Annotated in this window: 23 protein-coding genes and 2 pseudogenes; 17 read left to right on the top strand and 8 right to left on the bottom strand. The window is 69.3% G+C overall.

The genetic code is table 11. The annotated features are described in order from the left end of the window. Nucleotides 1-9 precede the first annotated feature (9 nt). From mshA to ACFYWI_RS08310, 3 genes are all read left to right on the top strand, one after another. On the top strand, nt 10-1,380 hold the full coding sequence (mshA, locus tag ACFYWI_RS08320) for a D-inositol-3-phosphate glycosyltransferase (RefSeq protein WP_389227105.1): 1,371 nt from the start codon (nt 10-12) through the stop codon (nt 1,378-1,380). A gap of 88 nt (nt 1,381-1,468) precedes the next feature. Further along, nucleotides 1,469-1,969, top strand: coding sequence for a YbjN domain-containing protein (locus ACFYWI_RS08315; RefSeq protein ID WP_389227102.1), 501 nt, complete (start codon nt 1,469-1,471; stop codon nt 1,967-1,969). Nucleotides 1,970-2,240: 271 nt separating this feature from the next. Next, the gene (locus ACFYWI_RS08310) at nt 2,241-3,863 is read left to right on the top strand and encodes an MFS transporter (protein WP_389227098.1); all 1,623 of its coding nucleotides are present in this window, start codon (nt 2,241-2,243) and stop codon (nt 3,861-3,863) included. Here the strand turns inward: ACFYWI_RS08310 and ACFYWI_RS08305 are convergent. After that, nucleotides 3,860-5,128 carry an MDR family MFS transporter gene (locus ACFYWI_RS08305; RefSeq protein WP_389227095.1) on the bottom strand — a complete coding sequence of 423 codons (1,269 nt, stop codon included), beginning with the start codon at nt 5,126-5,128 and terminating at the stop codon, nt 3,860-3,862. The two genes, ACFYWI_RS08310 and ACFYWI_RS08305, sit on opposite strands and share 4 nt — an antisense overlap. Nucleotides 5,129-5,306: 178 nt before the next feature. Between ACFYWI_RS08305 and ACFYWI_RS08300 the strand changes: the two genes are divergently transcribed. Beyond that, complete coding sequence (locus tag ACFYWI_RS08300) at nt 5,307-6,068, top strand: phosphoglyceromutase (protein ID WP_389227092.1); 762 nt, start codon at nt 5,307-5,309, stop codon at nt 6,066-6,068. Between the two features lie 80 nt (nt 6,069-6,148). On the opposite strand, the gene ACFYWI_RS08295 is transcribed toward ACFYWI_RS08300, so the two are convergent. Together ACFYWI_RS08295 and ACFYWI_RS08290 are read right to left on the bottom strand one after the other, a co-directional pair. Further along, entirely contained in the window at nt 6,149-6,424 is a 276-nt protein-coding gene (locus ACFYWI_RS08295; RefSeq protein ID WP_389227089.1) for a ribosomal protein L7/L12, read from the bottom strand. 40 nt (nt 6,425-6,464) lie between these two features. After that, nucleotides 6,465-6,950, bottom strand: a pseudogene (locus ACFYWI_RS08290) (tyrosine-type recombinase/integrase); the annotation flags it as partial. Here ACFYWI_RS08290 and ACFYWI_RS08285 point away from each other — a divergent pair. The 5 genes and pseudogenes from ACFYWI_RS08285 (at nt 6,951) to ACFYWI_RS08265 (ending at nt 10,931) form a co-directional block, all read left to right on the top strand. Beyond that, a pseudogene (locus tag ACFYWI_RS08285) lies at nt 6,951-7,320 on the top strand (NUDIX domain-containing protein). A gap of 59 nt (nt 7,321-7,379) precedes the next feature. After that, nucleotides 7,380-7,550 carry an e9imm peptide gene (locus tag ACFYWI_RS08280; RefSeq protein ID WP_389227086.1) on the top strand — a complete coding sequence of 57 codons (171 nt, stop codon included), beginning with the start codon at nt 7,380-7,382 and terminating at the stop codon, nt 7,548-7,550. 625 nt (nt 7,551-8,175) lie between these two features. Continuing rightward, nucleotides 8,176-8,790: a hypothetical protein gene (locus tag ACFYWI_RS08275; RefSeq protein ID WP_389227083.1), complete on the top strand. Its 615-nt coding sequence runs from the start codon at nt 8,176-8,178 to the stop codon at nt 8,788-8,790. Between the two features lie 557 nt (nt 8,791-9,347). Next, nucleotides 9,348-9,695: a hypothetical protein gene (locus ACFYWI_RS08270; protein ID WP_389227080.1), complete on the top strand. Its 348-nt coding sequence runs from the start codon at nt 9,348-9,350 to the stop codon at nt 9,693-9,695. Between the two features lie 627 nt (nt 9,696-10,322). After that, the gene (locus tag ACFYWI_RS08265) at nt 10,323-10,931 is read left to right on the top strand and encodes a GDSL-type esterase/lipase family protein (RefSeq protein WP_389227077.1); all 609 of its coding nucleotides are present in this window, start codon (nt 10,323-10,325) and stop codon (nt 10,929-10,931) included. Nucleotides 10,932-11,065: 134 nt separating this feature from the next. Here ACFYWI_RS08265 and ACFYWI_RS08260 read toward each other — a convergent pair whose 3' ends face one another. From ACFYWI_RS08260 to phoU, 4 genes are all read right to left on the bottom strand, one after another. Further along, entirely contained in the window at nt 11,066-11,536 is a 471-nt protein-coding gene (locus ACFYWI_RS08260; RefSeq protein ID WP_389227073.1) for an SgcJ/EcaC family oxidoreductase, read from the bottom strand. A gap of 31 nt (nt 11,537-11,567) precedes the next feature. Further along, a complete protein-coding gene (locus tag ACFYWI_RS08255; RefSeq protein WP_389227070.1) occupies nt 11,568-11,858 on the bottom strand; it encodes a hypothetical protein in 291 nt (96 codons plus the stop codon). Between the two features lie 194 nt (nt 11,859-12,052). Beyond that, nucleotides 12,053-12,211 (bottom strand): hypothetical protein, encoded by a 159-nt coding sequence (locus ACFYWI_RS08250; RefSeq protein WP_389227067.1) that lies wholly within the window; start codon nt 12,209-12,211, stop codon nt 12,053-12,055. A 96-nt stretch (nt 12,212-12,307) separates the two neighbouring features. Beyond that, on the bottom strand, nt 12,308-12,985 hold the full coding sequence (gene phoU, locus ACFYWI_RS08245) for a phosphate signaling complex protein PhoU (RefSeq protein ID WP_389227064.1): 678 nt from the start codon (nt 12,983-12,985) through the stop codon (nt 12,308-12,310). A 198-nt stretch (nt 12,986-13,183) separates the two neighbouring features. Between phoU and ACFYWI_RS08240 the strand changes: the two genes are divergently transcribed. Further along, nucleotides 13,184-14,455, top strand: a complete 1,272-nt coding sequence (locus tag ACFYWI_RS08240; protein ID WP_389227061.1) for a sensor histidine kinase — start codon at nt 13,184-13,186, stop codon at nt 14,453-14,455. Beyond that, nucleotides 14,452-15,132 carry a response regulator transcription factor gene (locus tag ACFYWI_RS08235; RefSeq protein WP_018847140.1) on the top strand — a complete coding sequence of 227 codons (681 nt, stop codon included), beginning with the start codon at nt 14,452-14,454 and terminating at the stop codon, nt 15,130-15,132. The genes ACFYWI_RS08240 and ACFYWI_RS08235 overlap by 4 nt, the downstream gene beginning before the upstream one ends. 128 nt (nt 15,133-15,260) lie before the next feature. On the opposite strand, the gene ACFYWI_RS08230 is transcribed toward ACFYWI_RS08235, so the two are convergent. After that, nucleotides 15,261-15,929 carry a DUF461 domain-containing protein gene (locus ACFYWI_RS08230; protein WP_389227057.1) on the bottom strand — a complete coding sequence of 223 codons (669 nt, stop codon included), beginning with the start codon at nt 15,927-15,929 and terminating at the stop codon, nt 15,261-15,263. 598 nt (nt 15,930-16,527) lie between these two features. On the opposite strand from ACFYWI_RS08230, the gene ACFYWI_RS08225 reads away from it, so the two are divergent. The 6 genes from ACFYWI_RS08225 to ACFYWI_RS08200 all read left to right on the top strand — a co-directional run bounded on the left by ACFYWI_RS08225 (nt 16,528) and on the right by ACFYWI_RS08200 (nt 22,961). Next, nucleotides 16,528-17,010 (top strand): CarD family transcriptional regulator, encoded by a 483-nt coding sequence (locus ACFYWI_RS08225; RefSeq protein ID WP_003953493.1) that lies wholly within the window; start codon nt 16,528-16,530, stop codon nt 17,008-17,010. A gap of 276 nt (nt 17,011-17,286) precedes the next feature. Further along, nucleotides 17,287-18,057, top strand: coding sequence for a 2-C-methyl-D-erythritol 4-phosphate cytidylyltransferase (gene ispD, locus ACFYWI_RS08220; protein WP_389227054.1), 771 nt, complete (start codon nt 17,287-17,289; stop codon nt 18,055-18,057). Next, entirely contained in the window at nt 18,047-18,541 is a 495-nt protein-coding gene (gene ispF / locus ACFYWI_RS08215; protein ID WP_389227051.1) for a 2-C-methyl-D-erythritol 2,4-cyclodiphosphate synthase, read from the top strand. The genes ispD and ispF overlap by 11 nt, the downstream gene beginning before the upstream one ends. 161 nt (nt 18,542-18,702) lie before the next feature. After that, nucleotides 18,703-20,103, top strand: a complete 1,401-nt coding sequence (cysS, locus tag ACFYWI_RS08210; protein ID WP_389227048.1) for a cysteine--tRNA ligase — start codon at nt 18,703-18,705, stop codon at nt 20,101-20,103. An 84-nt stretch (nt 20,104-20,187) separates the two neighbouring features. Next, nucleotides 20,188-21,141, top strand: a complete 954-nt coding sequence (gene rlmB, locus ACFYWI_RS08205; RefSeq protein WP_389227045.1) for a 23S rRNA (guanosine(2251)-2'-O)-methyltransferase RlmB — start codon at nt 20,188-20,190, stop codon at nt 21,139-21,141. A 149-nt stretch (nt 21,142-21,290) separates the two neighbouring features. Next, entirely contained in the window at nt 21,291-22,961 is a 1,671-nt protein-coding gene (locus tag ACFYWI_RS08200; protein WP_389227042.1) for a DoxX family membrane protein, read from the top strand. Nucleotides 22,962-22,965 lie beyond the last annotated feature (4 nt).

Genomic DNA, 22,965 nt, shown 5'->3' with positions numbered 1-22,965 from the left:
AACGTCGACGTGAGCCAGTACGTCTCCCGCCTCGGCGGCAGCCTGGCGGCGCCGCGCATCCGGTTCCCCGGCAGCCACCGCAAGCCGCGCAGGATCGCCATGCTCAGCGTCCACACCTCCCCGCTGCACCAGCCGGGCACGGGCGACGCCGGCGGTATGAACGTCTACATCGTCGAGCTCGCGAAGCGGCTCGCCGCCATCAACATCGAGGTCGAGATCTTCACCCGGGCGACCTCCGGCGGGCTGCCCCCCTCCGTGGAGCTCGCTCCCGGCGTCCTCGTGCGGCATGTGGACGCAGGTCCTTACGAGGGCCTCGCCAAGGAGGACCTCCCGCCGCAGCTGTGTGCGTTCACGCACGGTGTGATGCAGGCATGGGCGGGCCACCGCCCCGGCCATTACGACCTCGTCCACTCCCACTACTGGCTCTCCGGCCATGTCGGCTGGCTCGCGGCCGAGCGGTGGGGCGTCCCGCTGGTGCACGCCATGCACACCATGGCCAAGGTCAAGAACGCGGCGCTGGCCGAGGGGGACACTCCCGAACCGGCCTCCCGCGTCATCGGCGAGACGCAGATAGTCGGCGCCGCGGACCGCCTGATCGCCAACACGGCGGAGGAGGCCGACGAACTCGTCCGCTTCTACGACGCAGATCCCGCGAAGGTCGCGGTCGTCCACCCGGGCGTCAATCTGGACCTCTTCCGGCCCGACCCCTTCCGTGCCGGAGTGGCCGCCTCGGCCGAGGGCCGCGCCGCGGCCCGCGCGCGCCTCGGTCTGCCCCAGGACGCGTTCATTCCGCTGTTCGCGGGCCGGATCCAGCCGCTGAAGGCACCCGACGTCCTGCTGCGCTCCGTCGCGCTGCTGCTGGAGCGCGACCCGTCCCTGCGCTCGCGCATCTTCGTGCCCGTCGTCGGCGGCCCCAGCGGCAGCGGCCTCGCCAGGCCCGAGGGACTGCAGAAGCTGGCGGCCCGGCTCGGTATCGCCGATGTCGTCCACTTCCAGCGGCCGGTCGGCCAGCAGCGGCTCGCGGACTGGTTCCGGGCCGCGTCCACGCTGGTCATGCCGTCGTACAGCGAGTCGTTCGGCCTGGTGGCGATCGAGGCCCAGGCGACCGGCACCCCGGTGGTGGCCGCGGCGGTCGGCGGGCTTCCGGTGGCGGTACGCGACGAGTTGACCGGCTTCCTGGTCCCCGGCCACGACCCCGTGGACTACGCCGACACGCTCCAGCGCTTCGTGCGTGACCCGTCCCTGCCGACGACGATGGGCGCGGCCGCGGCCCGGCACGCCGAGTCCTTCGGCTGGGACACAGCCGCGTCCGCGACCGCCGACGTCTACACGGCGGCGATGTACGAGCACCGTCACCGCACCCGCGCACACCACATCTGATTACCCGCCCGGCGCGATCCGGCCGCCCGAGCAGCCGCGTTGTCCGACCATCCGGGCAGCGCGCCAACCGGTGACGTACGCTCCCCCCATGGCTGACGTACCGCAGATGGCGCAGGTCATCGAGCAGACCTTCAAGGACGCGGACCTCGAATGGGAGAGTCCGGCTGCCGGTTCGTACGTCGTCAAACTGCCCGGCACCCGCAAGCTGTCGACGACCTGCTCCCTCCTCGTCGGCAAGCACTCCCTGTCGATCAACGCCTTCGTCATCCGTCACCCCGACGAGAACGAAGCGGCCGTGCATCGCTGGCTGCTGGAGCGCAATCTCAAGCTGTACGGGCTGAGTTACGCGGTCGACCGGCTCGGCGACATCTATCTGGTCGGCAAGCTGCCGCTGTCCGTGGTCACCCCTGAGGAGCTCGACCGGCTGCTCGGCACCGTCCTCGAAGCGGCGGACGGCGCCTTCAACACGCTTCTGGAACTGGGCTTCGCGAGCGCGATCCGCCGGGAGTACGCATGGCGGGTGTCCCGGGGTGAGTCGACCCGCAATCTGGACGCGTTCACGAATCTGACCCAGCGCCCCACCAACTGACCCCCCTCTTTCCCGCGACAATCCTCATCAAGGGCTCACCCTCGCGCAGCGCACGGTCCCGTCCCTGCCGGGACGCAGCCGCCCAACTTCGCCGCGGCCCTTCCCCCGCGGCTCGAGGCATACGGATCACCGGGCGCCGTCCACTCGGCCGATCCCCACCGGGCCCGGCGGGCGCTCGGACACCGACGGCCCAGGCACCTGCGGGCGGCGCCGACCCCGCGGTAATACTCCGGGCATGCGGGACGGGCCGTGCGGAGAGACGATCGGTTGTATGAGCGACAACGGGGGCGCTCCGGGCCCGGGCTCCGCCGCGGGCCCCAGGAGCGCTCCGAACCAGTCGGTGGCTCTGGCGGCAATGCTCTTCGCCGTATCCATGACGTTCATCGACCAGACGATCGTCTCGATCGCCGCACCCAGCATCATCGACGAACTCGGCCTCTCGTCCTCCGGCATGCAGTGGGTGGTCAACGCCTATCTGCTCACCCTGGCCGCGTTCTTCGCCCTCGGCGGCCGGCTGTCCGACATCTTCGGGCACCGGCGGATCATGCTGGTGGGCACCGTGGTCTTCGTCCTCTCCTCGGTGCTGTGCGGCTGCGTGCCCACAGGCGAGGTCGCGCAGACCTGGCTCATCGTCTTCCGCGCGACCCAAGGCGTCGGCGCCGCGCTGATGTTCCCCGCCGCGCTCGCCGTCGTCATCGCCGTCTTCCCGGTGGACAGACGTGGACGTGCCCTCGCGCTGTTCTTCGGCCTGTCGGGCGCGCTGACCGCCCTCGGCCCCCTGCTCGGCGGCTGGCTCACCGCGTGGACCTGGCGCGCCATCTTCTGGGTCAACGTGCCCGTCGCCGTCGTCGCCGTCGTGCTCACCGCGCTGGCCCGTATCCCGAACATCCGCCGCCCCGAACGCCTCGACCTCCCCGGCGCGGTGCTGGTGGCCCTGGGCATGGGACTGAGCGTGCTGGGACTGCAGCAGGCTTCCGCATGGGGCTGGAGCAGCTTCGCCACCTGGGCCTGTGTCATCGGCGGACTGCTGATCCTGGTGCTGTTCGCCGCGTACGAACTGCGCCTGCGCCAGCCGCTCATCAAACTCCAGGTGTTCCGCGATCGCGCCTTCACCGCCGACAGCCTCGTGCTGTTCTTCGCGATGCTTGCCTTCGTCCCGGTGTTCTTCTTCGCCTCGGTGTACGCCCAGGTCTCGCTCAGCGCCTCGCCCGACCAGGCCGCTCTGTTCCTGCTGTACTTCTTCATCGGCTTCGGCATCGCCTCCCAGTGGGGCGGCCGCATCCTGGACAAGCGCGGCGCGCGCCCGGCGATGAAACTCGGCACGGCGCTCGGCGCCGTCGGCTTCGCGCTGTGGGCCGGCAAACTGACGGACCTTTCGATGCACGACCAGTGGCCGTACGCGGCCCTGGCCGGCGCGGGCATCGGCTTCCTGCTGGCCCCCGCCTCGACGGATGCGGTCAACCGGGCGATCGGCGCCTCGTACGGAGAGGTCACCGGCATCACGCAGACCGTACGCAACTACGCGGCCAGCGTCGGTATGGCGGTGTTCGGCACGATCCTCACGCACATCACCACCGACCGGGTGGTGGAAACCCTGCAGTCCAAGGGCGTCCCGGACGCCGCGGCCCAGGACGCCGCCCGGTCCGTCGCCGAGGCCGTCACCGGCCACCCGGACGGCCAGGAGCCCAGCGGCAGCGGCCCCGTCGCGTCGGCGATGCGGGACTCCATGGACGCGATCCGGCTCGACTTCGCCCAGGCCAACCAGTGGGTCTTCTACGGGATGGCCATCGCGCTCGGCATTGCGTTCCTGTGCTCCCTGCTGCACCCGGGGACGCGGGTGACGCAGGCGGACCAGCAGGTGACAGCAGACCCGCGAGCAGCACCCGCCGACTAGGCCTCCGCCTTCTCGGGGGCCGCAGCGGGCGCCGCGTCGGTCACTGCCAGGGTCCCCGCCCCGGCCTCGGGCAGACCCCGCATCAGCAGCCAGTACCCCGCCGCTGCCACCGTGCCGATGGCCGCGCACGAGCCCCACAGCCACTCGGCGCCGAACCGGTCGATGACGTAGCCGGCCATCAACGGGGCGACCAGTGCCGCGACCGACCACGACAGGGTGTAGACCCCCTGGTAGCGGCCGCGCCCGTGCACCGGGGACAGCTGGACCACCAGGCCCATCTGGGTGGGCGAGTTGATGATCTCGGCCAGCGTCCAGACGCACACGGTCAGCGCGTACACCCCGATCGACCCGGCGAACGCGGTGAGCCCGAAGCCGTACCCCGCCAGCAAGGCGGAGAGCACCAGCAGCCGCTGCGGGTCGCGGTGCTCGATGAACCGGGTCACCGGGATCTGCAGAGCGACGATCAGCACACCGTTGACCGCGATGACGAGCCCGTAGTCCGAGGGGGAGAAGCCACCCAGGCCCATTGCCACGGGCAGGCCGACCGAGCCCTGCATGAAGATCAGCGAGATCAGGAAGGACAGGCCGACGACGCCCATGTAGCGCCCGTCGCGCAGAACGGTCCCGATCCGGGTCTCCGGCTCGCCCTTCCCGGCCATGTCCCCGCGCTGCGGCCGCGACTCCGGCAGCTTGACAAAAACCAGCACCGCGCAGAGCAGCGTGAGAGTGGCCTCGCCCAGAAAGCCGGCGAGATAGCTGTACTCGGCGATGAGGCCGGCGCCCGTCGAGGAGATCGCGAAGCCCAGGTTGATCGCCCAGTAGTTCAGGGCGAAGGCACGCACCCGGTCCTCGCGCCGGACGATGTCCGCCATCATCGCCTGCACGGCCGGCCGGGACGCGTTGCTGGTCATACCGACGAGACAGGCGACGGCCGCGATCGCCACCGGATGGTGCATGAAACCCAGCAGTGCCACGGACAGGGCCGTCGACGTCTGCGCGATCAGCAGGGTGGGCCGTCGCCCGAGCCGGTCGGTCATCACGCCCGCGCCGAGCGAGGACACCACGCCGCCGAGACCGTGCAGGGCGGCCACGAGCCCGGCGTACGAGGCGGAGTAGCCGCGGTCCAGGGTCAGATACAGCGCCATGAAGGTGGCGACGAAGCCGCCGAGCCGGTTGACGAGGGTGCTCGCCCACAGCCACCAGAACGCCCGGGGCAGGCCCGAGACGCTTTCTCTCGCGGCACGTCGCACTCCGGCGATGGACATACGGGATCCCCCCACGGAGTGTCCGACGTTGTAAGTGGCCAGGCAAGCATCCGCACATTACCTAGGTCGCGTTCGCGGCCGCCAGTCAATTGACGGCGACCGGCCGTCGAGCCGGACCCCGCGTCCGCTCCTCGGGCACGCGCGCATGGCGCGCGGGGTGTCGATTAGGCTCAGCCGTATGGCCGACGCACCGTACAAGCTGATCCTCCTCCGCCACGGCGAGAGCGAATGGAACGCGAAGAATCTGTTCACCGGCTGGGTGGACGTCAACCTGACGGAGAAGGGCGAGAAGGAGGCAGTCCGCGGCGGTGAGCTGCTCAAGGACGCCGGCCTGCTCCCCGACATCCTGCACACCTCCCTCCAGAAGCGCGCCATCCGTACCGCGCAGCTGGCCCTGGAGTCGGCGGACCGCCTCTGGATCCCGGTCCACCGCTCCTGGCGGCTGAACGAGCGCCACTACGGGGCGCTGCAGGGCAAGGACAAGGCGCAGACGCTGGCCGAGTTCGGCGAGGAGCAGTTCATGCTCTGGCGCCGCTCGTACGACACCCCGCCGCCGCCCCTCCCCGACGACAGCGAGTTCTCGCAGGCGAACGACCCGCGCTACGCGACGATCCCCAGCGAGCTGCGCCCGCGCACCGAGTGCCTCAAGGACGTCGTCGACCGCATGCTGCCGTACTGGTACGACGGCATCGTCCCGGACCTCCTGACCGGCCGCACGGTCCTGGTCGCCGCCCACGGCAACAGCCTGCGCGCCCTGGTCAAGCACCTGGACGGCATCTCGGACGCGGACATCGCGGGCCTGAACATCCCCACGGGCATTCCGCTGGTCTACGAGCTCGACGCCGACTTCAACCCGGTCAAGCCGGGCGGCACCTACCTCGACCCGGACGCGGCCGCGGCGGCGATCGAGGCGGTCAAGAACCAGGGCAAGAAGAAGTAACTGGACGCGATCAAGCCCCCTACCTGCGGCTTTCCCGCAAGTAGGGGGCTTGTCGCTGTGCAGGGGCCGTGTCTGGGCCGTCAGGGCTTGAGAAAGTCCGGTTCCGGCTGCTGCCTCACCTCTGCCTGCGCTCCCGCATCGCAGAGAGCTGCGACCGCCGCCTCGGCGTCTTCTTGGGGCACGCCGTCCAGGATCATGGCGGGGACTTGGCTCGCCAGAACTTTGCTGCGCCATAGGCTCAGCCCCGTCAGTCGGCGTACGACCTGCGTGACATCCAGTACGCGGGCGCCAGGGTCTGTGAGCACCACGTCATGAGGTAGGTCGTCGCACACCAACGTGAAGTACTCGTCTGCCATCTCCGTTCCCCTCCCGCCTTGCTCAGGAGCGTAATCGTCCTTAGCCATCAGAGGCTTCCGATACCGCACTCTCGAAGGCCGCGGCCACGGCCTTGCGGGTGCGTTCCTGGCTGGAGGGCATCAGGTGCGGGTACACCCGGAGTGTCAGACCGGGGTCGGAGTGGCCCAGGTACTCCGCGAGTGCCTTGATGTTCTCTCCGGCGTCCAGGAGGACAGAGGCGTAGAAGTGCCTCAGGGCGTGCATGCCGTTCTCGCGAGACTCGGCGAAAGGCCGGCCACGTTCAGGGGCCGGGATGACTCCGGCCGCAGCGAGAGCAGGCTTCCAGGCCTCCTCGTTCAGAGAGGTGCGCCAGACGTGGCCGCCGCGCGGGGCTATGAAAACGAGCCGTGTCGTGACCATCGGGCCGTTCGCGACCTTCCACGGCACGGTGATCCCAACCGGCGGGAAGCGTTTCATGTGGGCGCGGAGTGCGTCGGCCACCGGGCCCGGCAGTGGCACGTCCCGGAGCTTGCCGCCCTTGGGCGGCTGCTGGCGATCCGTCGAGCGGACAACGGGACTTGGGAGTTGCCGGGCGGAGTCCTCGAACTCACCGAGGCACCGGAAGAGGGCGTAGCCCGCGAGGTCTTGGAAGAGCCGGCATCCGCGTCGAGGTCGACGAGCTGACCGGTGTCTACAAGAACACGACCCGCGGCATCGTCGCCCTGGTCTTCCGCTGCAAGCCTTCAGGCGGCACCGAACGAACCTCGGCCGAGTCGACGGCAGTTGACTGGCTCACGCCCGCCGAAGTCGCCGAGCGAATGTCCGACGTTTACGCGGTCCGGCTGCTCGATGCCCTCGACGACAGCGGCCCCATGTCCGCAGCCACGACGGCCACCGATTGACGACGGCTCGGTGATCGTGATGCAGCCCAGGTGGATGAGCCGCGACGAGGCAATACCCCTTATCGAGCTTCTGTTGAACGGGGGTACAGCAGACGAGGCGGAGGATGACGAGATCCTGGATGCCCTGGAGCGCGGACTGGGGTGCCCTCACATCAGCGACTACATCTTCTGGGATTTCGACCCGGAGTTGAGCGCCGAGAAGATCGTCGATCGAGCCCTGGCGTACAAGCCGATCGCCCTCTGAGCCCCGGCGCGGTAAGAGTTTCTCTACTTGATCAAGGCGCTTCTGCCGCGCACGCGCGGCCCGTCGGCCGGGCCGCCGCTCCTGTCTTCGCCCCACGGCAACCTGACCGCCGGCCGCACGCCGAAACGGCGAAGGGTTGACGGTGGGAGGAGGTCCGCTGTGGCTGGGGCGGTCGCCTCCGCGGCTTTACGCAGCCACCATGGGGCGAGCCTCGAAGATCGGGGCCCACATCGGGCTATTGCGGGCAGGTCCAGAGACTGCCCGAGTCGCGGCAAGCTTACGGGCCCCGATCTCTCGCCCCATGGCAGCTCCCGCCCAAAGCCGCTCCGCCGACCTTCTCGTCACAATCGATCTGCCTGTTCTTTCGCCCCGTCCAAGCTGCATTGACGGTCCTGGCTCCGAATCCATGCCAGATCGAGTGGTCACGAGGGGCTCTGAGCCCGTAGCGCATGGGGAGTTGACAGCCTGTGCTATCCGGAGCGCGGCCTGGCTGTTCCCATCTTTAACCATGCGCAATTCAATGGCAGTCATTCGGTCAGCTCAATAGAAGTGGTAGGGATCGGTCGGCCGTAAAGAATGGAACGGTACCTCGGAAGACTCCGACACAATCGACTAGGGAGCGTTCATGCATGCTCAAGACAGAGCCGTATCGCCTCTGCGCCGTTCGCGGTGGGCGACGCGGCTGGGAATGGTCGCGGGCACCTCAGTGACCGCAATGACGCTGGTTGGGACGCTGGGTGCCGTACCAGCGGCAGCTCAGGGTCTGAGCGCCGAACCTGCCGCGACCTTTGTGGCCACCAAGTTGGAAGCCCTCCACACGACCGACCCTGAGCCCGGCGAGGACAAGGACAAGGACAACGACAAGCCGGGCCCCGGTAACGGTTGCTTCGAAATCGACACCGTCCGCCAGGAAGCAGCCGGCGGCGGAGCGTTCTACGCGGCGACAAGTGGTGGAGTCGCCTATGTCGGTGACGAGCTCAGCCCCCTCGGAACCATCGACTGGGATGACCTTTCCGATGAGGGAGGAGACGTACCTGACGGGGCCTGCGGGGTATCCATTGACATCGGCCCCATCGGTCCGGGCAGTGACATTGTCATCGACGTGATCACAACATCCGGGACCGTGCACACCATCACCTGCGATCGCATTGGTTCGGTGATCATTAGCTGCGACACGTGGGTGCAGCGCGACACACCGACACCCGGAGCCACGCCGCAGTCTGACCTTGGCCACCTGTGAGCTACAAGGCAGGTGTCGGCGATGGCCGCGTGCCAGATCCGTACCAGATCAAGCGGTCAATCACGGTCACTCTGAGCCCGTGGCGGCTCAGACGCATGTCGGCACAGTCGCACGGTGGCCTGCAGATCGACCAGCGAGGACACATCCGCCTGCCTGCCAGGCTTACAAAGCAGTCGTCGGTTGTTGCGGCTGCCTGACTCCGGTGCAGGCGATGAGTGACTGCGCATCTTCCGAACGGAAAAGCATGTAGACCCAACAGGCGGCCGGTGAGGTGATCTGCCCGAGGCGAGTTGGGCGACCGTACGAGCTCAGCAGCTCTATGGCGTGCTCAAGCCCGCCTGACGTCAACGGCGGTGGACACTAACGGGTTTGCACATCCACCGGCGGCAGGGCTGGCCATGAGGCAGCGCTCGGAGACGGGGGTCCGGTCGAACTCCTGAAGCGAGTGTCGACCGCTTGCCTGTGCTAGGACGAAACGCCGGCCAGTCGCCGGCAGCATCCACTACGACGATGCCCGTTGCTTCCCAATACCGGGTGCAAGACCGATCATGAGGTTCATGGTGTCAAGCATCGTCGTTCAGTACACCGATCTCCTGCGGACCAGCGACTACGACCTATGGAGCCGGTTGCGGGAGCTTCTGAAAGGCCAGGGGCTGGATCCAGACCGGACGGTTGTCGTCGACCTCTTGCAGGAGGGCCCCGATCACGAGGATGGCCAAGTCATCTTCGATGACGGCAAGGTCTACAGGTTCAGCCTCTTCTACGACCAAGCAGCCGAGCACGGCGCGCGCAGCGCCTACCTGCACGGCTGGACCGAGATCACTGACTCCTGGCGGACCGGATCGCTGGCTACTCGAACAGCAGACGCCTTCGCTTGGATGGCCCGGCGTCCCAAGCGGAGTTGACCATCAAGGCAAGGGCGGTGAACGGTTGCCCTCGCTGAGTGTCCAACTGCGTGACAACGCCGACGCACACCCGCGAACAAGCGCGGACGCCTGCGGACGATCCGCCCAGGTGAGAGGCACACCACCCCAAGGCAGAGCCCTCACCCGAGTTGCTTCGGGACGAAGAGGTCGCTGTCCGCCGGGTGCCGGTCCGACGTGGCCGTGCACCGGGATGACGGAGGCCCGAGAGCAGTACGTGAAGTGGCAGTCAGCCCCCTGGGCCGTCTCTGGGCCGTCCGAGGCCCCTCAACGGGGGCCAACGATGACCAATGACGGCCAGTCAGGAGCCTTCGGCTAGCGCTCGGACCAGCGAAAACGCAGCTCGCCAAGATTCCTGGCAAGACCCAGGGCAAGAAGAAGTAGGCAAAGCGATCATGCCCCTGGTCTGCACCGGTAGGTGCAGACCAGGGGCATGATCGCTTTGCCTGGGGCCCACGCTGGGCCCTCAGCGCAGAGGTTCGTCCGGCCGCGGAGCCTTGCCGAACGACCACTTACCGAGGTGGCTGTGAGTGACCATCGTCGGCCTGAGTTGCCGAGGTCCGTTGTCCCGGAGCTCTACGGCATCGGGACGGCCCATAAGGTGGTCGGATGAGCAGGGACATACGCATTTCCTTCATCGGTGACTCCTTCGTCCAAGGGATCGGTGACCCGGAGCACCGTGGCTGGGTCGGCCGAGTGCTTCAGGCAACCCCCAGGAACGTCACGGCTTTCAATCTCGGTATCAGGCGCAACTCGTCCGAGGACGTCCTGCGTCGCTGCTGGCAGGAGGTTGAGCCCCGTACCCTGCCCGGCGCCGACAACCGGCTGGTCATCTCCTTCGGCAGCAACGACACCATCGAGGAGGACGGCAAGGTCCGCATCGACCCGGCCCGCTGCCTGGACAACCTGGCCTCGATCCTCGACGAGAGCGAGCAGCGGGCGATGACTGCACTGGTAGTTGGCCCCCCGCCGGTCATCGACGCAGGTGAAGGCCATCTGCGACGGACCTCGAAGCTCGCCGATGAGATGGCCGCCCTCTGCCGTCAACGGCAGGTCCCGTTCATCGCCACGACCCAGGGCCTCGCCAGCGATCCCACCTGGACCAGGGAGGTAATGGCCGGCGACGGCGCCCATCCTGGCAGCGGCGGCTATACGAAGCTGACCGACATCGTCCTCACCAGCCTGTGGCACGAATGGATCGCTCACCCGGGCCATTGACCCATACACGGCACCACCCATCGTGACCTTCTGTCACATCCGCGGCCGGACAGCTCCCACTGTCTGCAGGACCCGATCAAGCCTCTCCCCGTTGTTCTCCGCACAGGGAGAGGGCTTGATGCCGTTCGGGGCCGTCAGTGGGGCGGTGTGTCGCCCTTCAGCAGTTCGCCGAGTTCGGCGGTGTCCTGTTCCACCAGGTGCGGTCGCCCGTGGTACTGGGCCGGCGTGTTCTGGAACAGGGCGATCCGCCAGGTCTTGCCCTGCCGCTCGGCCACGACCGTCTGGTGCGCGTTGGTCGACGGGTTCAGCTCGGTCGAACCGGGCGGCAGCATGCCGGCGAGGGCGCGCACCAGGGCCGCGTCCGGACCCAGTACCCGGACCTCTCGCACCCTCGCGACATAGGCCGCGGTCGGGTGATCGGCGAAGATCGGCGCGAGATGGCCGCGGATCCGCTCGGCGCCGCTCTCCACGCTGCCGTCGAACCCGATCACCGTGCCGTCGTCGGCGAAGAGTGCCGCGTAGTCGTCCGCGCTCCGGCGATTCCACGCGTCGAGCAGCCGGAAGTGGAGGTCGCGGACAGCGGCGTCGGTGCTCTGAGTGGTCACGGGGTGCTCCGGCTCGTGGGCAGGGAGGTTTTCAGGGATCTGCCGGCACAGAGGAGATGCCGCCGTCCTTGTGGCGGCTGGCAACCTGTGCCCGCACCACGCCGTATCTCTCACCGGGGGCCGCATCCCTGGGCACCGCGATGGTCACGGTGTCGCGGGCGACGGAGCGCGCGGGGATGTCCAGGCTGCGTCGACTGAGCTTGATCCAGGTCGTGAGCTCGTTTCCGGTGCCGCCGGGTGCGCCGACGAAGGCGCCGCGCACGATGTCGGCGGCCCCGGAGTAGAGCGTGACATGCAGTTCGGACGCCGAGGTGTTCGCCACCTCGATGCGTCGGTTGACGGTGGCACCGGGCCCCAGGTTGTCGATTGCGCGAGGTCAGGCTATTGAGACCGTGATCGAAAAGCGGGCCGACTCAACCGGCCGGCGCCCGAACTTCACCCGGTCGGCGAAGACTTGCGGCCGCACGCGCGAAGGGCCCGCCCGTCCCCGGGCGGACCCTTCGCATGGACCGCGCTTCAGCCGCAGCAGCCGCCGCACTGGCACGGCGCGCCCGACTGGCAGCCGCAGCCGCAGCCCGAGCCGCAGCCGCAGGCGCCGAGGACGGGCAGGAACATCACGTCGGCGGACGTCGCCTCCTGCCGGGGGTCGGTCATGGGGGATGGGGCTTCGGCCATGGGTGCCTCCTCATGGGCGTACGAAACTGCCGCCTTCGCCCATTGGATGCCCACCCGCACCGGCGCATCAACGGCGCACGCGCGCAAGCGCCCCCGTTATGCGCCCTCGACCGAGGTCGGCGGCTGCAGTTCGTCCGCGTGCTCGCCGGTGACCAGGTAGACGACCCGCTTGGCGACGGACACCGCGTGGTCGGCGAAGCGCTCGTAGTAGCGGCCCAGCAGCGTGACGTCGACCGCCGTCTCGATGCCGTGCTTCCAGCGGTCGTCCATCAGGTGCTGGAACAGCGTGCGGTGGAGCAGGTCCATCTCGTCGTCGTCCTGCTCCAGCTGCAGCGCGAGGTCGACGTCCTTGGTGATGATGACCTCCGCCGCCTTCGCCATCAGGCGCTGCGCCAGCTGCCCCATCTGCAGGATGGTGGCGTGCAGGTCGTTCGGCACCGCACGGTCCGGGAAACGCAGCCGGGCGAGCTTGGCCACATGCTGGGCCAGGTCGCCCGAACGCTCCAGGTCGGCGCTCATCCGCAGCGAGGTCACCACGATCCGCAGATCCGTTGCGACCGGCTGCTGGCGCGCCAGCAGCGCGATGGCCCGCGCCTCCAGGTCGTGCTGAAGATCGTCGACCTTCTGATCGGCGGCAATCACATTCTCGGCCAGCTTCAGATCGGCGTCGAGCATGGCCGTGGTGGCGCGCCCGATCGCCGACCCGACCAGCCGGGCCATCTCGACCAGGCCCTCGCCGATCGAGTCCAGTTCCTCGTGGTACGCGTCCCGCATGGGTGTCCCTCTCTTGATGCGACCGGGGTCCGAGTGGGGCTCGGTACCCCTACGCTCCCACGGTCCGGCCGAAAGAAGACGGCCCGCTCCCGCGCAAATGAACCAGCACTTTCCCCTTGGTGAACTCTGAGCGACGACTGTTCGAGGTGCCACCCGTTTGGCTGGGAGGGAGTCCGCGGCCCCGCATAACCTGGGGGCATGGACGTGAACGCGGCGGTGGCCGCAGCAGCAGCGATCGCCGGGCTGTGCACCGGCGTCATCGCGGTGCTGGCGTTCCGCTGGAGCGAGCGCGAACAAAAACGCCCCACCCGTACCTCGCTCCACACCGACGCTGTGCTCCCGCCCGGCGTCGACACGGTCCTGTCCGTGCTCCGCTCCTCCGCGGTCGTCCTCGACGAGTCCGACTCCGTCGTCAAGGCCAGCTCCGCGGCGTACGCGCTCGGTCTGGTCCGCGGCGGCAAGCTCGCCGTCGAACCCATGCTGCACATGGCACGCGACACCCGGCGCGACGGCGAGATACGGCAGGTCGAACTGGATCTGCCCCGGCGCGGCACCGGCCGCGGCGAAGCCCTTGCCGTCTCGGCCCGCGTCGCGCCCCTCGGCTCCCGCCTCGTCCTGCTCCTGGTCGAGGACCTCACCGAGGCCCGCCGGATAGAGGCGGTACGACGCGACTTCGTCGCCAACGTCAGCCATGAGCTCAAGACCCCGGTCGGCGCACTCTCCCTGCTGTCCGAGGCGGTCATGGACGCCTCCGACGACCCCGAGGCGGTCACCCGCTTCGCCGGCCGCATGCAGATCGAGGCGACCCGTCTCACCAACCTCGTACAGGAACTCATCGACCTCTCCCGGGTGCAGAACGACGACCCGCTCGAGGACTCCGAGCCCGTACGCGTGGACGAACTGGTCGCCGAGGCCATCGACCGCTCCCGGCACGCCGCGTCCACCAAACAGATCACCATGGTCGCCGGCGGGACCTCCCAGCCGGACGACTCCGAGCTGCGTATCTGGGGCAGCCGCGGCCAGCTCGCCGCCGCTCTCGGTAACCTCGTCGAGAACGCCGTCAACTACTCCCCGGCCCACACCCGCGTCGGCATCTCCGCCCGCCGCGTCACGGCTCCCGGCGGGGACCTCATCGAGATCGCCGTGACCGACCAGGGCATCGGCATCTCCGAGAAGGACCGTGAGCGGATCTTCGAACGGTTCTACCGTGTCGACCCCGCCCGGTCCCGCGCCACCGGAGGCACCGGCCTCGGACTGGCCATCGTCAAGCACGTGGCCGCCTCGCACGGCGGGGAGGTCACGGTGTGGAGCTCCGAGGGACAGGGCTCCACCTTCACCCTGCGGGTGCCCGAAGCGGGCGCCGCACGGGACCGCTCACACAACGGACCGGATCGCGCCGACGAGGACGACGACCGGCCTTACGACACCGATCCGAACAGCGAAATTCCTGCCCCGGAGGTCCTTCCGTGACCCGAGTGCTCGTCGTCGAGGATGAGGAATCCTTCAGCGACGCCCTGTCCTACATGCTCCGCAAGGAAGGTTTCGAGGTCGCCGTGGCGACCACGGGCCCCGAGGGGCTCGACGAGTTCGAGCGCAATGGCGCCGACCTCGTCCTGCTCGACCTGATGCTGCCCGGGCTGCCGGGCACCGAGGTGTGCCGCCAGCTGCGCGGCCGCTCGAACGTCCCGGTCATCATGGTGACAGCCAAGGACAGCGAGATCGACAAGGTCGTCGGGCTGGAAATAGGAGCCGACGACTATGTCACCAAGCCCTTCTCCTCGCGGGAGCTGGTCGCCCGCATCCGCGCGGTGCTGCGCCGCCGCGGCGAGCCGGAGGAGGTCACCCCGGCGGCCCTGGAGGCCGGCCCGGTCCGGATGGACGTGGACCGTCATGTCGTCACCGTCTCCGGTGGCAAGGTCGACCTGCCGCTCAAGGAGTTCGACCTGCTGGAGATGCTGCTGCGCAACGCGGGCCGCGTGCTGACCCGGATGCAGCTGATCGACCGGGTCTGGGGCGCGGACTACGTCGGCGACACCAAGACTCTCGACGTCCACGTCAAGCGCCTGCGCGCCAAGATCGAGCCGGACCCGGGGGCGCCGCGCTACCTGGTGACGGTCCGGGGGCTGGGCTACAAGTTCGAGCCGTAGGCCGCGACCGTACGCCGCCGGGCAGCCCGCGCCGTACGCCCGTCCGCGCCGCAACGCGCTGTGTGCGGCACGACCGACGGAAGGGGCGGCCACCGGAGACCGGTGGCCGCCCCTTCCGTCTGCCTGGGTCAGTGGCCCTCGGAGTGCGAGGCCGTCGCCGCGCCGGCCGGCGCCTCGGCCTCACTGCCCGCGGCCTCGGAGGGGGAGCCGGACGGGCTGCCCGACGGCGTCGTGTGCGGGAGGGCGGCCGGGGAGCCGGACGGCTTCTCAACGGGAGGCTTGGGCACATTGCTGGGGCCGAAGCCCGTGAAGTAGAACCTCGCCGGGAGGACCAGCACCTGCATCTTCACGTCACCGGTCTCGCTGAAGCGGAAGACGACGTCCTCGAAGCCGCCCACCTTCACCGACTGGTTGCCGTTCTCGACGATGGCGGACGCGTTGCCCTTGCCGCCGAACACGACGCGGCCCAGTGCCGGGACGGTGATCGGGCCCGAGCCCGTCGCCGGCGACAGCTTCGCCTTGGCGCCGGAGCTCAGCGTGATGGATTCGAGGGTCTGCGGCTTGACGCCGTTGTTGAAGACCGTCACGGCCACGGCGGCGGGGCCCTCGGCGTCGCGCTCGGGCTGGGTGATGACCGTCCCGTTCTGAAGCTTCAGACTGTCGATCGCCGTCTCGGGGTTGTCCGGCTTCACCTCGAGGGTCTGCGCGTGGGTGCCCGCACCACAGGCGGAGAGCGAGGCGATCGAGAAGACGACGGCAGCGCCGACGAGGGCACCACGACGAAGGCTGCTGCTCACGGCGGCGGCATCTCCTTGGACGTACGGACGGGCTGATGGCGGCTGTCACCGGCCAATGGCGTGTCAGCTCGCGCACAGGTTACCGAGCCCGCCATCACGCCCCGCACCCGACCCGCCCTTTGCCTGTGACGGCCCCGCGCACCCCATCCGGGTGGCCGCGTTCCCATGTTCCGGCGTGTGCTGCGACCCGCGTCGCGATCTTGCCGTTACGCACTCCGTTCGCATAACCGGGATGATCAATTTCCTCGGCCGCCACGCTTTCCTTACGAATACCTCCCGATGATCAATTCCGGATTCGACGGGTGTGCGTCCGTACGGGTGACCGACCGCCGAACGGAGTACGGGAAGTTCACCATCGAGAACCCGGCAAATCGGGACGTTCGGCCTCTTCCGGGGGGGTTGCGTGACGTGTGACGCGCGCGTTTCCGCCCGCCCGCGCAGCGGCTCCGACCTGCGAATACCCCCCTCCGGAAGGCGGCCGCAGCACGTTCCTGTTGCTGTTGTCAAGCCCCGAGATATGCCCTGACCTGCGAAAACGCCATTCAGAAGAAGCCGTATCCGTGTTACCCTGGATAGCCACGGAAGGGGTACCTGTCACATGACGTTCAAGGTTGGCGACACCGTGGTCTATCCCCATCACGGGGCCGCGCTGATCGAGGCCATCGAAACTCGCCAGATCAAAGGCGTGGACAAGACCTACTTGGTGCTCAAGGTCGCCCAGGGCGACCTGACGGTGCGTGTGCCGGCGGACAATGCGGAGTTCGTGGGCGTGCGCGATGTGGTCGGCCAGGACGGGCTCGACCGGGTCTTCGAGGTGCTGCGTGCACCGTATGCGGAAGAGCCGACGAACTGGTCCCGTCGCTACAAGGCAAATCTCGAGAAGCTCGCCTCCGGCGATGTCATCAAGGTCGCCGAAGTGGTGCGCGACCTGTGGCGTCGTGAGCGCGAGCGCGGGCTTTCCGCCGGTGAAAAGCGGATGCTCGCCAAGGCGCGCCAGATTCTGGTGAGCGAGCTCGCGCTCGCTGAGAACACCAACGAGGACAAGGCCGAGGCTCTCCTCGACGAGGTCCTCGCGTCCTGACGCACGATTAATGCCGCGGTGCCCGCTGACCTGCTGTGAAAAACCAGCTTGTCGCCGGGCGCTGCGGCACGCTCATTTCCTGTTTGCAGTCATCTCCTGCTCACAGCACGCCCGTGCATGCAGCCACAGTTGACGCTCCGTAGACGCTGTGGTGTGCCGGGCCCGGGCGGCTGGCGCAGACCGTATTCACGGAAGGGTCCGGTCAAGGCGTCGCGCCCGGCACGCTGTGGCCATACCCATGTCGGCCGAGGAAACAAACCTGCCGGGGAGCAACCGATGTCAGACGAATCGCGCCAGTACCGCACCGCCGCCGTGATCCCGGCAGCCGGCCGCGGCGTACGGCTCGGCCCCGGCGCGCCCAAGGCGCTGCGTGCGCTGAACGGCACGCCCATGCTCATCCACGCCGTACGCGCCATGGCAGCCTCCCGCGCCGTCTCCCTCGTCGTCGTGGTCGCACCGCCCGAGGGCGCGCCCGAGGTGAAGCGCCTTCTCGACGCCTACGAGCTCCCAGGGCGCACCCCCGGCAGCAGCTTGGGGAGCACCGACTACCTCGTCGTACCCGGCGGTGACACCCGCCAGGAATCCGTACGCCTCGGCCTCGACGCGCTCCCCGAGGACATCGGCGTCGTCCTCGTCCACGATGCTGCCCGCCCGCTGGTACCCGTCGAGACCGTGGACGCCGTCATCGAGGCCGTACGCGACGGTGCCCCCGCCGTCGTCCCCGCGCTGCCGCTCGCGGACACCGTCAAGGAGGTCGAGCCGGCCGCCAAGGGCGAACCCGAGCCGGTCGTCGCCACTCCCGAGCGCGCCAGGCTGCGCGCCGTGCAGACACCGCAGGGCTTCGAACGCGACACCCTCCTGCGCGCCCACGAGACCGTCGCCCTCGCCGGCGAAGGCGCCACCGACGACGCGGGCATGGTCGAGCGGCTCGGCGCACCCGTGGTGGTCGTACCGGGCCATGAAGAGGCATTCAAGGTGACCCGCCCCCTGGACCTGGTCCTGGCCGAGGCGGTCCTCGCACGCAGGAGGGCCAACGATGGCTTCTGACGTACACATCCCGCTCGTCGGCATCGGCACCGATGTGCACGGCTTCGAGCAGGGCCGCGAACTGTGGTGCGCGGGCCTCAGGTGGGAGGACAGCGACGGCTACGGGCTCGCCGGGCACTCCGACGGCGACGTCGCCGCCCACGCCGCCTGCGACGCGCTCTTCTCCGCCGCCGGCGTCGGAGACCTCGGCGCCCACTTCGGCACCTCCCGGCCCGAGTGGTCCGGCGCCTCCGGTGTGACGCTGCTCGCGGAGGCGGCCCGGATCGTACGGGCGGAGGGCTTCGAGATCGGCAATGTCTCCGTTCAGGTGATCGGCGTCCGCCCCAAGATCGGCAAGCGCCGCGACGAGGCCCAGAAGGTGCTCTCCGCGGCGATCGGGGCACCGGTGTCCGTGTCGGGCACCACAACGGACGGCCTGGGCCTGACCGGAAGGGCCGAGGGACTGGCCGCCATCGCCACCGCGCTGGTCGTCAGAAACCGCTGACGACGGGCGGGGACGCAGGAGGCGGCGCGGTGCGGGACGGCGGGCGGGTCCCCGCCCGGTACCGGCCGCGATGCGCCGTCGGTGCGTACAACGTCACAAACATGTGATGCCAACCCGGAAGGGGGCGCGGGGCACTGCTATGGGCCCACTACCCTTGATGCGTGACTATTCGCCTGTACGACACCAGCGCCCGGCAGATCCGTGACTTCACCCCGCTCGTTCCGGGTTGCGTCTCGATCTACCTGTGCGGCGCCACGGTGCAGGCCGCCCCGCACATCGGGCACATCAGGTCCGGCCTGAACTTCGACATCATGCGCCGCTGGTTCGAGTACCGCGGCTACGACGTGACGTTCGTGCGCAATGTGACCGACATCGACGACAAGATCATCACCAAGTCGGCCGAGCAGGGCCGACCCTGGTGGTCCATCGGTTACGACAACGAGCGCGCCTTCAACGACGGCTACAACGCGCTCGGCTGCCTCCCTCCCACCTACGAGCCGCGCGCCACCGGGCACGTCACCGAGATGGTCGAGATGATGCGCGGCCTCATCGAGCGCGGCCACGCCTACGAGGCCGACGGCAGCGTCTACTTCGACGTGCGGTCCTTCCCCGAGTACCTGGCGCTGTCCAACCAGGACATCGACGATCTGCGCCAGCCGACCGAGGAAGGCATCACAGGCAAGCGCGACCCGCGCGACTTCGCGATGTGGAAGGCGTCGAAGCCGGGCGAGCCCGACTGGGAGACCCCGTGGGGCCGCGGGCGGCCCGGCTGGCACCTGGAGTGCTCGGCCATGGCCCACAAGTACCTGGGCTCCGCCTTCGACATCCACGGCGGCGGAATCGACCTGATCTTCCCGCACCACGAGAACGAGATCGCCCAGGCCAAGGCCTACGGCGACGACTTCGCGTCGTACTGGGTGCACAACGCCTGGGTCACGATGAGCGGCGAGAAGATGTCCAAGTCGCTCGGCAACTCGGTCCTCGTCTCCGAGATGGTCAAGAACTGGCGCCCCATCGTCCTGCGCTACTACCTCGGCACCCCGCACTACCGCTCGATGATCGAGTACAGCGAAGAGGCACTGCGCGAGGCCGAGTCCGCGTTCGCCCGCATCGAGGGGTTCATCCAGCGGGTCACCGAAAAGGCAGGGAAGGCGGTCGCTCCAGCCGCCGAGGTGCCGCTCGCGTTCGCCGAGGCCATGGACGACGACCTGGGTGTCCCGCAGGCGCTCGCGATCGTCCACACCACGGTCCGGCAGGGGAACTCGGCCCTCGCGGCCGACGACAAGGAAGCCGCCGTCGCCCGGCTCGCGGAGGTACGCGCCATGCTCGGCGTCCTCGGCCTCGACCCGCTGGACCCGCACTGGGCCGGAGAGGTCGACCGGGGCGAGGACCTCCACGGTGTCGTCGACACACTCGTGCGGCTGGTGCTGCAACAGCGCGAATCCGCCCGCGCGCGCAAGGACTGGGCCACGGCGGACGCGATCCGCGACCAGCTCAACCAGTCGGGGCTCGTCATCGAGGACGGCCCGGACGGTCCACGCTGGACACTCGGACCGCGCTGACCAGCGACAATGTGCCGCCCGGCCTTCCGGGCGGCACACTTTCTTACGTACGTACGCATTCGAAGCTTCAGGAAACAGGTAGTCATGGCCGGGAACAGCCAGCGCAGGAACCGCCGCACGTCCAACAAGAAGGGCGCGCAGGTCGGCAGCGGTGGCCAGCGACGCCGCGGCCTGGAGGGCAAGGGCCCGACGCCGCCCGCCTCCGCCCGTAAGGGGCACAAGAAGAACCGGGTCGCCAACGCCCAGGCGAAGAAGGCCGCCTCACGCCGTCCGGTCGCCCGCCGGGGCGGCAAGGGCGCCTCCGAGATGGTCGTCGGCCGCAACCCCGTCTTCGAGGCCCTGCGCGACGGCGTCCCCGCCTCCACGCTCTACATCCAGCAGTTCATCGACAACGACGAGCGCGTGCGCGAGGCGCTCCAGCTCGCCACAGGCCGCGGCAACATCAACATCATGGAGGCGCCGCGCCCCGAGCTCGACCGCATGACCAACGGGCTCAACCACCAGGGCCTCGTCCTCCAGGTCCCGCCGTACGAGTACGCACACCCCGAGGACCTGGCCGCCGCCGCCTTCGACGACGGCGAGGACCCGCTGATCGTCGCCCTCGACGGCGTCACCGACCCGCGCAACCTCGGCGCCGTCGTCCGTTCCGTCTCCGCCTTCGGCGGCCACGGTGTCGTCGTACCCGAGCGCCGCGCCGCCGGTATGACCGCGGGCGCCTGGAAGACCTCGGCCGGCACCGCCGCCCGCACCCCGGTCGCCCGCGCCACCAACCTGACCCGCGCCCTGGAGTCCTACCAGAAGGCCGGGCTGACCGTCGTCGGCCTCGCCGCCGACGGCGACGCCGAGGTCGGTGACCTCGAAGCGCTCGGCGGCCCGGTCGTCATCGTCGTCGGCAGCGAGGGCAAGGGCCTGTCCCGCCTCGTCGGCGAGACCTGCGACCACCTCGTCCGCATCCCGATGCCGGGCGGCGCCGAGTCCCTCAACGCCGGTGTGGCCGCCGGCGTGGTGCTCTACGAGGCAGCCAAGCGCCGCGTCTGAACAACCCCGCGTCAAAGGGCCCGACATGACCGGATGAGCCGGGTCCTCGTCGGGCCGGAGGCGTAAAACGGCCGAATCGGATCGCTTGACGGGTCTCGGACACCCAGGGCCCGTCACAGCCGTGCCCTAAAGACACGTCACTCGGTTAGATGAGTGTGGACACCAGAACGCCCCGGTCCGGGTTCGATGATCAGCCTGCGCTGAGCATGGTCAAGGTGGACTGCGATCCCGCGCAGGTCATCGTCAACCACGCCAGCTTCCGGGTGCAGCTCGCCCGGAAGCAGCGCCCCGCACGTGTCCTGGCGGACACCGCACGCATGGCCTCCTTCGCCGGAGCCGGCACGGGCGTACGGCGCCGGGCACCCGTCGTATGGAGCGGCAGGTCCGCCCCCGGGGACTCCGGCGCCACGGGGCTGCTCCAGGCCGTACGCAACTCCACCCTGGAGCACGACACCTACAGCGCGGGCGCCACACAGGTCATCCCGAGGATCGACCTCGACGACGGGAGCGCACGGACCGTCGAACGGCCCATGGTCGGCCACCCCGGTGGACCCGGACGGCACGGCCGCCGCGACAGGCCGCTGCTGCCGCCCATGCGCCAGCCGGGCGGGACGTACGACTCCTACCCCTCCGGCTACGGCTCCCAGGACCCCCTCGACTCCCTCCACCCCCATCACACGGGCGGCCAGGAAGCCTATGAGGAAGAGGAGTTCGAGGTCCGCCGCGAGGTGCGCAGCGCGCCACGGCACAGCGCCGACACCGTACGGCACGCCTACTACCCCGGCCGCCGCATGAACCTCGGCGTCGTCCTCCTGCCGCTGCGCGTGTTCCTCGGCTTCATCTCCATCTACGCCGGCATGGGCAAACTCTGCGACCCCGTCTACTTCGACGGCGGCGAACGCGGCTCCATGGTCAAGTGGCTCCACTCGCTCCACCCCTGGGCACTCGCCGAACCACTGCGCGACTTCGCCCTCTCCCACCCCGTCGGCGCCGGCCTCACCGTCGCCTTCCTCCAGGTCGTCGTCGGCGTCCTCACCGTGCTCGGTCTGTGGCAGCGGGTTGCGGGCGTCATCGGCGCACTGCTGTCCGCCGCGCTCATCCTGACCGTCAGCTGGCGCACCGTCCCCGTCTACGACGCACCCGACATCGTCTTCCTCGCCGCATGGTCCCCGCTGATCATCGCGGGCGCACCCGTCTACTCCGTGGACGGACGCCTCGCCGGCGAAGCCTGGCGCACCCTTGGACCCCGCTCCGAACTGTGGGAGCTGCGCCGCCGGGTCCTGCGCCGCGGCAGCCTCGTCGCCGGCGTCGTCGTCGGCCTCACCCTGCTCACCGGCTCCATGCTCGGCGGCGCCGTACGCTCCTCCGACATGGTCACCGTCCCGGGACCAGACCAGAACCCCACCAACCACCTGCCCGGATCGCCGCTCCCGCACGAGTCCGGCAAGGAACGGCGCAGCTCCTCGGGCGCCCGCAACGACGGCAAGCAGGCACCGTCCACCAGCAGCTCCGGCACGCCCCGGGCGAAGAAGCCCACGCCCGCCGATGACACCGTCAGCGAGACCGGGCCGACGGGCGGAACGCCGAGCCAGACCCAGGGCACCGGCCAGCAGGCTCCCAGCGGCACCCGGCCCGCCCAGCCGCCGTCCGGCAGTTCCGGACCTTCCTCGACCGACGGCAGCGGTGCGGGCGGCAGCAGCAGTGGCGGCGGTTCCGGCGGTTCCGGCGGCTCGGGTGGATCGGGCGGTTCCGGCGGGAACAGGGGCGGCAGCGGCGGCTCCTCCGGCGGCGGCCAGGTGATCGGCGGCCTGCTGGGCTGAGCCG

Origin of the sequence: Streptomyces sp. NPDC002889 (assembly GCF_042888425.1) — a bacterium.
Lineage (GTDB): Bacteria > Actinomycetota > Actinomycetes > Streptomycetales > Streptomycetaceae > Streptomyces.
Note: the sequence above shows the minus strand (reverse complement) of the source record. Positions and strands in the feature narration are given on the sequence as shown.

Bases quoted from the DNA above. Each gene is read 5' to 3' on its own strand.
- ACFYWI_RS08250 (WP_389227067.1), bottom strand. From the start codon at position 12,211: ATGGCCGAAGCCCCATCCCCCATGACCGACCCCCGGCAGGAGGCGACG.
- ACFYWI_RS08305 (WP_389227095.1), bottom strand. From the start codon at position 5,128: ATGTCCATCGCCGGAGTGCGACGTGCCGCGAGAGAAAGCGTCTCGGGC.
- ACFYWI_RS08300 (WP_389227092.1), top strand. From the start codon at position 5,307: ATGGCCGACGCACCGTACAAGCTGATCCTCCTCCGCCACGGCGAGAGC.
- ACFYWI_RS08270 (WP_389227080.1), top strand. From the start codon at position 9,348: ATGGTGTCAAGCATCGTCGTTCAGTACACCGATCTCCTGCGGACCAGC.
- ACFYWI_RS08315 (WP_389227102.1), top strand. From the start codon at position 1,469: ATGGCTGACGTACCGCAGATGGCGCAGGTCATCGAGCAGACCTTCAAG.
- ACFYWI_RS08295 (WP_389227089.1), bottom strand. From the start codon at position 6,424: ATGGCAGACGAGTACTTCACGTTGGTGTGCGACGACCTACCTCATGAC.
- ispF (WP_389227051.1), top strand. From the start codon at position 18,047: ATGGCTTCTGACGTACACATCCCGCTCGTCGGCATCGGCACCGATGTG.
- ACFYWI_RS08265 (WP_389227077.1), top strand. From the start codon at position 10,323: ATGAGCAGGGACATACGCATTTCCTTCATCGGTGACTCCTTCGTCCAA.
- rlmB (WP_389227045.1), top strand. From the start codon at position 20,188: ATGGCCGGGAACAGCCAGCGCAGGAACCGCCGCACGTCCAACAAGAAG.
- ispD (WP_389227054.1), top strand. From the start codon at position 17,287: ATGTCAGACGAATCGCGCCAGTACCGCACCGCCGCCGTGATCCCGGCA.
- phoU (WP_389227064.1), bottom strand. From the start codon at position 12,985: ATGCGGGACGCGTACCACGAGGAACTGGACTCGATCGGCGAGGGCCTG.
- ACFYWI_RS08200 (WP_389227042.1), top strand. From the start codon at position 21,291: ATGAGTGTGGACACCAGAACGCCCCGGTCCGGGTTCGATGATCAGCCT.
- ACFYWI_RS08225 (WP_003953493.1), top strand. From the start codon at position 16,528: ATGACGTTCAAGGTTGGCGACACCGTGGTCTATCCCCATCACGGGGCC.
- ACFYWI_RS08240 (WP_389227061.1), top strand. From the start codon at position 13,184: ATGGACGTGAACGCGGCGGTGGCCGCAGCAGCAGCGATCGCCGGGCTG.
- ACFYWI_RS08275 (WP_389227083.1), top strand. From the start codon at position 8,176: ATGCATGCTCAAGACAGAGCCGTATCGCCTCTGCGCCGTTCGCGGTGG.
- ACFYWI_RS08310 (WP_389227098.1), top strand. From the start codon at position 2,241: ATGAGCGACAACGGGGGCGCTCCGGGCCCGGGCTCCGCCGCGGGCCCC.